Below are 13,110 nucleotides of genomic sequence, written 5' to 3' on the forward strand. Positions count from 1 at the left end.
CCGGTCGGACCCGGCGTGTCGCACCGCGAGGACCCGTGCCGACACCGCCGGTGCCCGTCCTCGACGACGTCGCCGCCGGTCCCCCGACACCGGCGGCCGACCGAGGGCGCCGCTCAGCCGATCTCGACCTGTGCGCCGAGCGTGTCGACGGGCAGCGGCAGCGCCGTGAACCCGGCGGTGTCGAGCTCCTCGGGCAGCGTCCCGCCCGAGGTCAGCGCCAGGACGGTCGGTCCGGCGCCGGAGATCGCGGCCGGCACGCCGTGCGCGCGCAGCGCGTCGACGAGGTCCGCGGACTCGGGGTAGGCCGGGCGGCGGTAGCCCTGGTGCAGCCGGTCCTCCGTGGCCGCCATCAGCAGCTCGGGCCGCTGGGTGAAGGCGAGGACGGACAGCGCGGTCCGGCTCCCGGTGAACGCCGCGTCGGGCAGCGGGACCAGCTCGGGGAGCAGGCCGCGGGTCGTCGTGGTGGAGGACTCGACCCCTGCGACGAGCGCGACCGGCCTGATGCCGGCGTGCACGTCGAGCCGGACGGCGTGGAACCTGGCCGAGGTGTTCCCACAGTCGGGGGGCTCCGCCCCCCGACGACCCCCCGGAACGACCTGGACCTGCTCCCAGGCCACCACGAACCCGCCCAATAGGCTGGCGGCGGCGTTGTCCGCGTGCCCCTCCATCCCGGCCGTGACCTGCAGCAACGAGTCCTGCTCGAGCTTCGGGTCGCGACCGGACAGCACGCAGGCGGCGACGGCGCCGGCCACGGCCGCGGCGGCCGAGCTGCCCAGGCCGCGCGAGTGCGGGATCGCGTTGCGGCACCGCATGCGCAGGCCGGCGGGCTCGTCGCCGAACAGCGCCCACGCCGTCCGCATGGCGCGCACCACGAGGTGCGACTCGTCACACGGCACCTGGGCGGCGCCCTCGCCCTCGACCTCGACGTGCACGCCGGGCGCGCTCGTGGCGCAGACCTCGACGTCGTCGTACAGCCCGAGCGCGAGCCCGAGCGAGTCGAAGCCGGGCCCCAGGTTGGCCGACGACGCCGGCACCCGGACCCGCACCTCGGTCGGGCGCCCCATCAGGCCAGCTCCAGGGCCGCCGCGACGGCCGCGGGGTCGATCGGCACGATCTCGGGGGCCGGGGCGGTGGCCAGCACGCTGTCCGGGTCCTTGAGGCCGTTGCCCGTGACGGTGCACACCACGAGCTGCCCGCGGTCCAGCCAGCCGTTCGCCGAGGCCTGCAGCAGCCCGGCGACGCTCGCCGCCGACGCCGGCTCCACGAACACGGCCTCGCGGGTGGAGAGCAGCCGGTGTGCGGCCAGGATCTCGTCGTCCGTGACGGCGGCGAACCGGCCGTCCGACTCCTCGCGGGCGGTCTCGGCGCCGTTCCACGAGGCCGGCGCACCGATCCGGATGGCCGTGGCGACGGTCTCGGGGTTCTTCACCGGCGCCCCGTGGACCAGCGGCGCGGCACCGGCGGCCTGGAAGCCGAACATCCGCGGCAGGGCGGGGATCAGCCCGTCGGCGTGGTAGCCGCGGTAGCCCTTCCAGTACGCGGTGATGTTGCCCGCGTTGCCGACCGGCAGGCAGTGCACGTCCGGCGCGCGGCCCAGCGCGTCGCAGATCTCGTAGGCCGCGCTGGCCTGGCCCGCGATCCGGGTCGGGTTCACCGAGTTGACCAGCGCGATCGCCGGGTAGTCCGCGGTGGTCTTGCGGGCCAGCTCGAGGCAGTCGTCGAAGTTGCCGTCGATCTGCAGGATCCGGGCCCCGTGCGCCACGGCCTGGGCCAGCTTGCCCAGGGCGATCTTGCCCCGGGGCACCAGCACCGCGCTGGTCATCCGGGCGCGGGCGGCGTACGCGGCCGCCGAGGCGGAGGTGTTGCCGGTCGACGCGCAGAGCACGCTCTGCTTGCCCTCGGCGAGCGCCGCGGTCACGGCCATGGTCATCCCGCGGTCCTTGAAGGACCCGGTCGGGTTGAGCCCGTCGACCTTGAGGTACACCTCGCAGCCGGTGCGCTCGCTCAGCACCGGCGCCGGCAGCAGCGGGGTGCCGCCCTCGGCCAGGGTGACGATCTCCCAGTCCGGCCCGACGGGCATCCGGTCGCGGTAGGCCTCGATCACGCCCGGCCAGGGGGCCAGGCGGTGCACGGCGGTGCTCACACTCTCTCCCGTCATCGCGCGGCGTCGCTCGACCGCGTGTTCATCCGGCCACGCCGAGGGTGCTGACCGGCCGGCCCAGCCCCTCCACGCGCAGCACGCTCTCCACCCCGCGGACGACGTCGAGCCCCGCGAGCGCCTCGACCGTCGCGTGCAGCGCGGAGTCCGGTGCCCCGTGCGTCACGACGACCAGGCGCGCGGCCTCGGCCTCGGCCTCCGGCACGTCCCCGTCCTCGCGGCCGCCGGTCTGGCGCACCGCGGCGATGCTGACCCCGCGCCGCGCGAACTCCCCCGCGACGGCGGACAGCACGCCCGTGCGGTCCGCGACCTCGAGGCTCACGTGGTAGCGGGTGTGCACGTCCCCGATCGGCAGCACGGGCAGGCTCGCGTAGGCCGACTCGCGCGGGCCGCGCCCGCCGCCGACCCGGTTGCGCGCCACGGCGACCAGGTCGCCCAGCACCGCGCTGGCGGTGGGCGCGCCCCCCGCGCCCTGGCCGTAGAACATCAGCTGGCCCGCCGCGTCCGCCTCGACGAAGACGGCGTTGAACGCCTCGTTCACACTGGCCAGCGGGTGGCTGAGCGGGATCATGGCGGGGTAGACCCGCGCGGACACGGACTCCGGCGCGCCGCCGCTGCCGGGGACGCGCTCGCAGATGGCGAGCAGCTTGATCGTGCAGCCGAGCCCGCGGGCCGCGGCGATGTCGGCGGCCGTGACCCGCCGGATGCCCTCGCAGTGCACGTCGGCCGCGGTGATCCGGGTGTGGAAGGCGATCGTGGCGAGGATCGCGGCCTTGGACGCCGCGTCGTAGCCGTCGACGTCCGCGCTCGGGTCGGCCTCGGCGTACCCGAGCCGGGTGGCCTCCTCGAGGGCCTCCGCGTAGCCGGCGCCCGAGGCGCTCATCGCGGAGAGGATGAAGTTGGTGGTGCCGTTGACGATCCCGGCCACGCGGGTGATCCGGTCGCCCGCCAGGGACTCGCGCAGCGGGCGGAGCAGCGGGATCGCGCCGGCGACCGAGGCCTCGTAGTAGAGGTCGACGCCCGCGGCGTCCGCGGCCTCGGCGAGCGTGGCGCCGTCCTCGGCGAGCAGCGCCTTGTTCGCGGTGACCACGGACTTGCCCGACTTGATCGCCTGCAGCAGCAGCGTGCGGGCGGGCTCGATGCCGCCGACGACCTCGACGACGACGTCGACGTCCTCCCGGCTCACCAGCGCGGAGGCGTCCGTGGTCACCAGGTCCGGGTCCAGCCCCGGGTGGCGGTGCGGGCGGCGCACGGCCACCCCGGCCAGCTCGACCGGCGCGCCGACCCGGGCCGCGAGGTCCCCCGCCTGGTCCTCGAGCAGCCGGACGACCTCGGACCCGACGGTCCCGCAGCCCAGCAGCGCGACCCGGACGGGCGCGTCTGACGTCACGACGATCCTCCTGAGAATGTGGTGCGGGCGGGGCCGGTGGCGCCGACGGCGCGGCCGGGCCGGGCCCGACCGGGGATCATCCCTGCCCGGCGCCCCGCGCGACAGTCCGGGGTGCCCACCCTCACGCCCGTCCCCCGCCCGGCCTCACGGGCCGACCTCGAGGCGGAACAGGTCCTCGTCCGTCTCGCGGCGCAGGATCACCCGCGCCTCGCCGTCCCGGACCGCGACGACGGCCGGGCGCGGCAGCCGGTTGTACGAGCTGGCCATCGAGTAGCAGTAGGCGCCGGTGGCGGCCACCGCCAGCAGGTCGCCGGGCGCGAGGTCCGCGGGCAGCCAGCAGTCCCGCACCACGATGTCCCCGGACTCGCAGTGCTTGCCGACCACCCGGGACAGCGCCGGGTGGGCACCGTCGGGCAGCGAGTCCAGCGCCGACGACCGGGACACGAGCCGGCAGTCGTACAGCGCGTCGTAGAGGGCGGTGCGGATGTTGTCGCTCATCCCGCCGTCGACGCTCACGTACCGCCGCGAGCCGACGCCGAGCGGGACCTCCTTGAGCGTGCCGACCTCGTAGAGCGTGATCCCGCCGGGGCCGGCGACGGCGCGCCCGGGCTCCACGGCGATCTCCGGCACCTCGAGCCCCGCGGCGGCGCACTCGCGCTCGACGATCCCGCGCAGCTCCTTGGCCAGCGCCTCGACGGACAGCGGGTCCTCGTCCGGCCGGTACGCGATGCCGATGCCGCCGCCCAGGTCGAGGGTGGTGAGGTCGGCGAGGGCGGCCGCGCCGTGCTCGCGGTGCAGATCCGCCAGCAGCCGGACGACGCGGTGCGCCGCCACCTCGAAGCCCTCGGTGTCGAAGATCTGGCTGCCGATGTGGCTGTGCAGGCCGACGAGCCGCAGGTTGCCGGCCTTGAGCACGCGGCGGGCGGCCTCGGCGGCGTCGGACTCGAGCCCGCCGGCGATCGAGAACCCGAACTTCTGGTCCTCGTGCGCGGTCGCGATGAACTCGTGCGTGTGCGCCTCGACGCCCACGGTCACCCGGATCATCACCGGCTGGACGACGTCCCGGTCGGCGGCCACCGCGTCGAGCCGGACGATCTCGTGGAACGAGTCCAGCACGACCCGGCCCACGCCGCTCTCGACCGCGGCGGCCAGCTCGGCGACGGACTTGTTGTTGCCGTGCATCGCGATCCGCTCGGCCGGGAAACCCGCCCGCAGCGCGACGGCCAGCTCGCCGCCGCTCGCGACGTCCAACGACAGGCCCTCGTCGGCGACCCAGCGCGCGATCTCGGTGCTGAGGAAGGCCTTGGCGGCGTAGTGCACGGACTCGGCCCCGAACGCGGCGGCGAACTCGGCCGCGCGGGAGCGGAAGTCCGCCTCGTCGATCACGAACAGCGGGGTGCCGTACCGCCCGGCCAGCTCCCGGACGTCGACGCCGGCGACACGCAGCGCGCCGTCGGCCCCGCGGCGGGCGTTGCGCGGCCAGACGGCCGGCGCGAGGTGGTCGAGCTCGGCGGCGCCCGTCGGGCGGGGGCCCGCGGTCTCCGGCGGCGCCTGGATGCCGCCGTGCAGGGGGCCGGCGGGGTGCGCTCTCACGGGTCCGTCCTCACATCCGTTCCGGTGCGCTCACGCCGAGCAGGCCGAGCCCGTTCGCGAGCACCTGCCGTGCCGCGACGCACAGGGCGAGCCGGGCGCGGTGCAGCTCGGTGACCTGCTCGTCGCCCATCGGCAGGACGCGGCAACTGTCGTAGAACTTGTGGTACGCGCTGGCCAGGGCCTCGAGGTAGCGCGCCACCCGGTGCGGCTCGCGCAGCTCGGCCGCCGCGCGCACGACCTCCGGGAACTCCCCGAGTGTACGGATGAGGTCGCCCTCGCGCGGGTGCTCGAGCAGCCCGAACCCGGTACCGGGCTCGACGCCGAGGTCGGCGGCGTTGCGGGCCAGTGAGGCCAGCCGGGCGTGCGCGTACTGCACGTAGAAGACCGGGTTGTCGTTGCTCCGCTTGACCAGCAGGTCGAGGTCGATGTCCAGCGCGGAGTCGACGGACGAGCGGATCAGCGAGTAGCGGGCGGCGTCGACGCCGACGGCCTCGACCAGGTCCTCCATCGTGACGACCGTGCCCGCCCGCTTGCTCATCCGCACCGGCTGGCCGTCCTTGACGAGGTTGACCAGCTGGCCGATGAGCACCTCGACCACGGCGGGGTCGTCGCCGAACGCGGCCGCGGCCGCCTTGAGCCGGGAGACGTAGCCGTGGTGGTCGGCGCCGAGCATGTAGATGCACAGGTCGAAGCCGCGCGCCCGCTTGTCCCGCAGGTAGGCGATGTCGCCGGCGATGTAGGCCGGCCGCCCGTCGCTCTTGATGACGACGCGGTCCTTGTCGTCCCCGTGGTCGCTGGAGCGCAGCCACCAGGCGCCGTCCGCCTCGTAGAGGCTGCCGTTCTCCTTCAGCGCGTTCACGGCCGCCTCGACCGCGCCGGACTCGTGCAGCGAGTTCTCGTGGAACCAGACGTCGAAGTCCGTGCCGAACTCGTGCAGGTCCTGCTTGATCTCCGCGAACATGAGGCCGACGCCGACGCGGCGGAAGATCTCGTCCCGGTCCGGCGCTCCGAGCGCGGTCGGCTCGGCCTCGAGCACCCGCGCGGCGATGTCGGCGATGTAGGCGCCGCCGTAGCCGTTCTCCGGGGCGGGCTCGCCCTCCGCCGCCGCGACCAGGGAGGCGACGAACCGGTCGATCTGGGCACCGGCGTCGTTGAAGTAGTACTCGCGGGTGACCTTGGCGCCCCGGGCGGTGAGCACCCGGCCCAGCGCGTCGCCGACCGCGGCCCACCGGGTGCCGCCGAGGTGCAGCGGGCCCGTGGGGTTGGCGGAGACGAACTCCAGGTTCACGTTGCGCCCGGCGTACTCGTCCCCGGTGCCGTACGCCTCGCCGGCCGCCAGCACCTCGCCGACCAGGGCGCCCTGCGCGTCCGCCGCCAGCCGCAGGTTGATGAAGCCCGGACCCGCGACCTCGGCCGACGCGATCCCGGGGCGGCCCGCGAGGTCCTCGGCCAGCCAGCCCGCCAGGTCCCGCGGGGCCACGCCGGCCTTCTTGGCCGTGCGCAGCGCGAGGTTGGTGGCGTAGTCGCCGTGCTCGGGGTTGCGGGGCCGCTCGACGCCCGCGTCGGCGGGCAGCGCGTCCGCGGCCAGGCCGCGCGCGGCCAGCACGTCCAGCGCGGCGACACGGACCAGGTCGGCGAGCACGTCGGGAGTCACCCCACGAGGATAGGAGGTGGCACTCGGGGGTTTCTCAGGCGGCGCTCCTACACTGCCTGGGCGCGACCGCCGGATGGGTGACGGTCGCTCGACCCCCGATCATCTGGACGGTTCATGGCCAGCGGCAAGAGCAGCAAGGCGAGTCGGAGCAAGGCCCGCAACTCGGTCGTCACCCGGCGCTCGACGCCGTGGGGACTGATCGCGGGCGTACTGGTCGTCGTGCTGTTCGCCGGCGCGATCTTCGGCTACGCGGTCTACAAGAACAACGAGAACAGCGCCGCCCAGGACGCCCTCGCCGCGTACACGCCGAGCGACACCAACAGGGACCCGTCGACGCAGATCCCCGGCGTCGTCACGGACAACTACACCGGGTCCGGCCAGGGCCATGTCGTCGGCCCGACGCGGGTCGCCTACACCCACACGCCGCCCATGGGCGGGGACCACGACCAGTACTGGGCCGCGTGCACCGGCATCGTCTACCCGACGGCGGTGCGCCAGGAGACCCTCGTGCACTCGCTCGAGCACGGCGCGGTCTGGATCGCCTACAACCCCGACCAGGTGACCGGGGCGGCGCTCGACACCCTCTCGGCGAAGGTCGACGGCCAGCCGTACACCGTGATGTCCCCCTACCCGGGTCTCGACCAGCCGATCTCGCTGCAGGCCTGGAACCACCAGCTCAAGCTGAGCGACGCGAACGACCCGCGGGTCGACCAGTTCATCACCGCGCTGCGCCGCAACCAGTACAACTACCCGGAGATCGGCGCGACCTGCCAGGCGCTCGGCCCGGGCGCGTTCGACCAGGACAACCCGCCGCCGTTCGAGCCGACCCCGACCGTCTCGGAGATCAACGGCGGCACGATCGTGGCGGAGCGCGGCTCCGGCACCACCGGCGGCACGATGCCCGACCCGGGCTCCGGCGGCCAGTGAGCCCCGTGGCCACGGACCTCGCCGAGCCGGACGCGGCGGCCGACCCCGGTCGCCGCGAGCCGCGGTGGGTCCGTCCCCTGGTGGTGATCGCCGCCGCGGTGGCGCTGCTGCTGATCGGCGGGGCCGCCGGGATGCTGGTCGGGCTGCCCGGCTCGGCGGGGACCACCACGCCGTCGGCCGACTCGGTCGACGTCGGGTTCGCGCAGGACATGACGGTGCACCACGAGCAGGCCGTCGAGATGGCCTCGTGGGCCCGGGACCACACCTCGGACCCGCAGGTCAAGCAGCTGGCCTTCGACATCGAGACCACGCAGCTCCAGCAGATCGGGCGGATGCAGGGCTGGCTCGGGCTGTGGGGCGCTCCCGCCTTCCCCACGGGACGGCCGTACATGACGTGGATGGCCGGGCCCGGGGACACCGGGCACGGGCACGCCACCTCCGACGGGTCGGCCGCCCCGTCCGCGGGCGCCGCCCGGATGCCGGGCATGGCGACGGACGAGGACCTGAGGAACCTGCGGGCCGCGAGCGGCACGCAGCTGGACACGCTGTTCCTCCAGCTGATGCTGCGCCACCACCTCGGCGGCACGGACATGCTGCGGTACGCGGCCGAGCGGGCGGCCGTGCCCGAGGTCCGCAACCTCGCCGCGCAGGCGCTGTCGGCGCAGACCTCCGAGGCCGACCTGATGCGGCAGCTGCTCGCCGAGCGGGCCGCGCAACCCCTCCCGCAGAACTGATCCAGGGGTGTTGTAGGGTTCTCCTGCACGCCGCGGGAACGCGGCGAGCGGGAGTCGCCCCCGTAGCTCAGGGGATAGAGCACCGCCCTCCGGAGGCGGGAGCGCAGGTTCGAATCCTGCCGGGGGCACCACGTTGACCTGCACGTATCGCTCAGCGTCATTGCGATGAACAACCTCTGAAGCACCTTCGTGGAATGATTCGTGGAACGAACTCATTCCACGAGCCGCTCCACGCTCGACGCAGCATCGCTGACAGTGGCCGGCAGAGGGGTCAACACTCGGCATGGAACCTGGTTAGAGCCCTGCTCCGCCGCAGCCCGCTCGGGGTCTGAGGGTCGGTACCCGCTTCGGCGGGGCGGTGGCGGGCTGCTGCTCGGTCGTCCCCACCGTGTTCGGGCTGCCTCCCATCCGCCAGCTCCGGTCACGTGCTGTCACCCTGCTTGCGGCAGGCCGACACACAGGATGTGAACGAGTGGCTGGATGCGCCTCGATCGCGGCCTGGTCTGCCGCGTCGTTACGGTGCGGTCGTGGACCCCGGGGCTGCTGCGCTGTCCGTTGTTCGGCACACCGAGCCGGAGGCGCTCGGCAACCTGACCGCGGTCCTGCAGCTGTGCGCGGCCGGGAAGCTGCGGTGCAGCGAGAAGACACGCCGTCCGTCGGCGGTCACGACGCGAAAGGTCGCGGAGGCGCTCGTCGCTGGGGACTTCTACCCCGACGAGGCGATCGCCTCCTTCGCCTGGCCGCTGCTGCTGCATGCCGGCGGGCTCGCCCGGCTGGACGGGCCCCGGCTCACGCTGACCCCGAAGGGCCGCAAGGCGCTCGGTCAACCCGGCCACGAGGTGATCCGCGGCTGTGGAAACGCTGGCCGCGGCACGCCTCGATCGACGAGTTCAGCCGGGTCGAGCAGATCAAGGGCCAGAAGACCGCGGCCGCGCCGCCAGACCGTGAGTGCCGCGCTCGGCCTCTGCCCTCCCGGCGAGTGGATCGGGGTGAACGACCTGTTCGCCGCGTGCGCCGCGCGGACCTGAATCCAACCGCACCGAGGTTCCTGCGTCCGCCGACACGCTGCTCGACGAGCTCATCCTGTGGGGAGATACTGCCTCCGCACGCGACCGCCTGGCTCGCTGGTGCACGGCCGGAGCCCAACTGCCCGTCCTGACCCTGCCCCTGATTCGGACCGCTGACTGAACTCGACTACATGCTCGAGGCGTTGATTCCGTCGCCGGCGTAACGGTGTAGCCGCCCACGTGCCTCGGCGCGCGGCTGTCGCACGAACTCGGCGGCCGGGGGACCTACTTACCTACTGCATTCGGGGCGCTCGCTCGGCAGCCGGCAGTGGGGGCAGGTTCGCCTTGATCGTCACGGGGAACGTGATGCTCGTCGCTCACCAGATGGTCGGCTCTGCCCCGCTCGTTGTGCCGAGCGTCCAGGGCTACCACCGCGCCAGTCCAGCTCGGCGGCCAGCTTGATAGCTGATTGATCTCGCTGCCCTTGGCCGGGATCTGGCGCCGCGTGAGCACGAGCAGATCAGTCTCGAGCGGCCCGTGTTCTGGTGGCATGCTCAGTGCATGCCGGAGCTGTTGTGCCCGGTGCTGGTGGGTCGCGACCAGGAGTTGGGGGTGTTGCACTCCGCCCTCGATCGCCTGGCCACGGGTCACGGCACGACGCTGGTAGTCCTCGGCGAGGCAGGTGTCGGCAAGTCTCGTCTGGTTCGGGAGGCTGCCGCGGATGCGGGTGCACGACAAGTCCCGGTGCTGATCGGTCGCGCTGTTGGGCGCGACCGCCCGAATGCTCTTCGGCCATTCGCCGAGGCGTTGTTCTCCCACATGCGCCGGTCGGGCCCGCCACAGGCCGCTGAGTTGGCTCCGTTTCGGCCGATTCTGGGCCGACTGATTCCGGAGTGGCGCCTCCCCGGCGAGCCGCCTGGGGAGGTATCGGTCGTCGTGCTGGGCGAGGCCGTGCTCAGGGTGCTCGCCGCGGTGGACGCCGGCGTCGGCTGTGTGCTCGTGCTGGAGGATCTGCAATGGGCGGATGCCGACACTGTTGAGGTCGTCGAGTATCTGGCCGACAACGTAGCCGACCAGCCGATCCTGTGCCTGCTCACGCTTCGCGACGAGGAACCGACGCTCGCCATGTCGCGGGTCCACGACCTGGCGGCTCGGCGCTCGGCGTCTCTTCTGCAGCTGCGAAGACTGACCGCGGACGAGGTTTCGACGGTTGCGGCGGGCTGTCTGGGCGGCCTGCCCGTTCCCGCCGCGTTGACCGAGGCGCTGGTGCCACGGGCCGACGGTCTGCCGTTCCTGGTCGAGGAGTTGCTCGCGGCGATGGCGCAAGCCGGTGAGCTGCAGAAGACGCCCGAGGGCTGGACGCTGGATCGTTCGTTCGGTGTTGCTGTTCCCGCGACGTTCGCCGAGACCGTTCGCCGACGTATCGCGGCGGTGCCGGGCATACGGGACCTCTTGGGAGCGGCCGCGGTGCTCGGCCGGAGTTTCGACTGGCGCCTGCTGCCCGACATGATCAAAGGCGAGGACGAGGCCGCGGTGGTCACCCACCTTCGTCGGGCTGCCGAGGCCCAGCTGCTGTCGGCTGCGTCCGGCGACGGCGGGTTCCGATTTCGCCATGCCCTGACCCGCGAGGCGATTCTCGCCCAGCTCGTCCCGCCGGAACGGGTTCTCCTCGCTTCGAACGGTCTGCACGCCGTCGAGCAGGCACATCCTGGGTTGCCCGGACAGTGGTGCGAACTCGCGGCCGAGCTTGCCGAGGCGGCGGGGCAGCCGGCCCGGACCGCCGAACTACACCTCGAGTCGGCACGACGCGCGTTCGCACGGGGCGCTCTGGCCAGCGCCGAGGCCACGCTCGAGCGGGCCAGGAACCTGGTCGGCGACGATGCTCGACGTGCCGCCGAGATCGACGAGGTGCTGTGCGAGGTGCTCGTCGCGACCGGTAGCGCGCACCGCGTCAGCGAGGTCGGGCAGCGGTTGCTGTCGGGTCTCGGTGCCGTGGCCGCGCCACCGGCACGCCGGGCGCGCGCGCATCTGCTGCTGGCTCGGGCCGCGATCGTCTCAGCCGATTGGCCTCGGGCCCGCGACCAGCTCCGCCTCGCCGAGGAGCTGTCCGAATCCGGAGGCGTTGTCGGCGAGGCCGAGATGCTGGCCGCCCGGGTGGCCGTCGGGGAAGGCCGGCTTGACGACGCCGGAACGCTGGCCATGACGGCACTGGCCACCGCACAGACGCACGGACGCTACGAGCTGGCCTGCGAGGCACTGGAGGTACTCGGGCAACGCGAGCGCCAGCGCGACCTCGCCGCGGCCGAAGAGGCCTTCACCGCCGCGCTGGTTCTGGCCGACCAGCACGGTCTTCGCCTGTGGCGCATCCGGGCGCTCCACGAGCTGGGCACGATCGATCTCCTCGGTGGCGGTCCGCTGGACCGGCTCGCGCAAGCCCGCCAAGCCGCAATCGATGCCGGCGCGTTGGCGACCGCCGCCACCGTCAGCCTGCAGATGGCCGCCTGGTCGCTCAGTCGTGCCGAACCCGAGGGCGTGATCGAAGCCGCTCGTTCGTGCGTCACCGAGGCCAGCCGGCTGCGGCTTCCTCTCGTCGCCGGCCTGGGATACGTCCTGCAAGCGGTCGGTCATGCTCTGTTGGATCAGCGCGCGGAGATGGAAGCGGCCATCGACAACGCCGTCACCGTGTCCGCTGGCCATCGCGAGGTCCGTGGCGACGCCGCCCTCATGGCCCGGGCGCTGCTGTGGCTGGTCCGGGAGGACCGTCGCCGGGCCCTGGCCGAGCTCGACGCGGGTATGGAGCTGTTGCGAGACACACCGGTCACGGCACCTCACCGGGGTCTGTGGGCGCTGCTGCACACCCTCGACCGCGACGACGGGCCAGCCGCCGTGGCGGAGGTGGAGGCCTCGGGCCTGACCGTGTACTGGCTGATCCGTGGATGGGTGGGCCACGCCCGCGCGGTCCATCTGGGCCGGCGGGGCCATCTCGCAGAGGCGGAGGAAACCTTCGCCACGGCCGATGCCGACCTGGCCCCCTGCGACTGGTATCGCCACCACGCCCGCCGCCTGGTGGCCGAGGCAGCGATACGTGACCGGTGGGGGAACCCGAAGCTTTGGCTGGCCGACGCGCTCGCGTTCTTCGACGCGGCCGGGCCGCCCGCGGTGGCCTCCGCCTGCCGCTCGCTGCTCCGGCAGGCCGGCGCCCCGGTACCCCGCCGCCACCGGTCGACAGCGAACCTGCCCGAAGCCGTGACCTCGGCGGGGGTGACCTCCAGAGAGGCCGAAGTGTTGACGTTGCTGGCCGAAGGACTCTCCACCAGGGACATCGCCGCCCGCCTGTACCTGTCTCCCAAGACCGTGGAACGCCACATCGCCAACCTGGCCGCCAAGGTCGGCGTCGGGGGTCGGTCGGAGCTCATTTCCTTCGCCGCCCGCCATCTTCTGGGGGCCGAATGACCTAAAGATGGGGGCCTGCCCGATGCCGGAGCGCAGCGCTGTCTCGATCATGGCGGCATCCCCTCCACCACCGGAGCACCTCATGGCCGAGACGCGAACCTTCGTTCTACGCCCGCTGGGGACTTACGGCGCAGCAGTACGACGTCATTCGGATCCTCTACTTCGGCGAGCCCGAGGGCGTACGCCTCGCCGAC

At 73.3% G+C, this 13,110-nt stretch carries 9 protein-coding genes and 1 tRNA gene; 5 read left to right on the top strand and 5 right to left on the bottom strand.

Features of this window, described 5'->3' with window-relative positions; all coding sequences use genetic code 11:
- Nucleotides 1-113 precede the first annotated feature (113 nt).
- From thrB to argS, 5 genes are all read right to left on the bottom strand, one after another.
- Nucleotides 114-1,064 carry a homoserine kinase gene (gene thrB / locus ABD990_RS01620; RefSeq protein WP_345377810.1) on the bottom strand — a complete coding sequence of 317 codons (951 nt, stop codon included), beginning with the start codon at nt 1,062-1,064 and terminating at the stop codon, nt 114-116.
- Nucleotides 1,064-2,080 carry a threonine synthase gene (thrC, locus tag ABD990_RS01625; RefSeq protein WP_345378010.1) on the bottom strand — a complete coding sequence of 339 codons (1,017 nt, stop codon included), beginning with the start codon at nt 2,078-2,080 and terminating at the stop codon, nt 1,064-1,066. Before thrC ends, thrB begins: the two co-directional genes overlap by 1 nt.
- A gap of 103 nt (nt 2,081-2,183) precedes the next feature.
- A complete protein-coding gene (locus tag ABD990_RS01630) occupies nt 2,184-3,548 on the bottom strand; it encodes a homoserine dehydrogenase (protein ID WP_345377811.1) in 1,365 nt (454 codons plus the stop codon).
- Between the two features lie 144 nt (nt 3,549-3,692).
- The gene (gene lysA / locus ABD990_RS01635) at nt 3,693-5,141 is read right to left on the bottom strand and encodes a diaminopimelate decarboxylase (RefSeq protein ID WP_345377812.1); all 1,449 of its coding nucleotides are present in this window, start codon (nt 5,139-5,141) and stop codon (nt 3,693-3,695) included.
- A gap of 10 nt (nt 5,142-5,151) precedes the next feature.
- A complete protein-coding gene (gene argS, locus ABD990_RS01640) occupies nt 5,152-6,795 on the bottom strand; it encodes an arginine--tRNA ligase (protein ID WP_345377814.1) in 1,644 nt (547 codons plus the stop codon).
- 114 nt (nt 6,796-6,909) lie between these two features.
- Here argS and ABD990_RS01645 point away from each other — a divergent pair, with 114 nt between their 5' ends.
- The 5 genes from ABD990_RS01645 to ABD990_RS01665 all read left to right on the top strand — a co-directional run bounded on the left by ABD990_RS01645 (nt 6,910) and on the right by ABD990_RS01665 (nt 12,916).
- Nucleotides 6,910-7,722 carry a thioredoxin-like domain-containing protein gene (locus tag ABD990_RS01645; RefSeq protein ID WP_345377816.1) on the top strand — a complete coding sequence of 271 codons (813 nt, stop codon included), beginning with the start codon at nt 6,910-6,912 and terminating at the stop codon, nt 7,720-7,722.
- Between the two features lie 5 nt (nt 7,723-7,727).
- The gene (locus tag ABD990_RS01650; RefSeq protein WP_345377818.1) at nt 7,728-8,456 is read left to right on the top strand and encodes a DUF305 domain-containing protein; all 729 of its coding nucleotides are present in this window, start codon (nt 7,728-7,730) and stop codon (nt 8,454-8,456) included.
- A 56-nt stretch (nt 8,457-8,512) separates the two neighbouring features.
- Nucleotides 8,513-8,587, top strand: a tRNA-Arg gene (locus tag ABD990_RS01655).
- A gap of 396 nt (nt 8,588-8,983) precedes the next feature.
- Nucleotides 8,984-9,484, top strand: coding sequence for a hypothetical protein (locus ABD990_RS01660; RefSeq protein WP_345377819.1), 501 nt, complete (start codon nt 8,984-8,986; stop codon nt 9,482-9,484).
- A 540-nt stretch (nt 9,485-10,024) separates the two neighbouring features.
- A complete protein-coding gene (locus ABD990_RS01665; RefSeq protein WP_345377820.1) occupies nt 10,025-12,916 on the top strand; it encodes an ATP-binding protein in 2,892 nt (963 codons plus the stop codon).
- Nucleotides 12,917-13,110: the final 194 nt, after the last annotated feature.

This window comes from Pseudonocardia yuanmonensis, from assembly GCF_039542425.1.
In the GTDB taxonomy this organism is placed as follows: Bacteria; Actinomycetota; Actinomycetes; order Mycobacteriales; family Pseudonocardiaceae; genus Pseudonocardia; species Pseudonocardia yuanmonensis.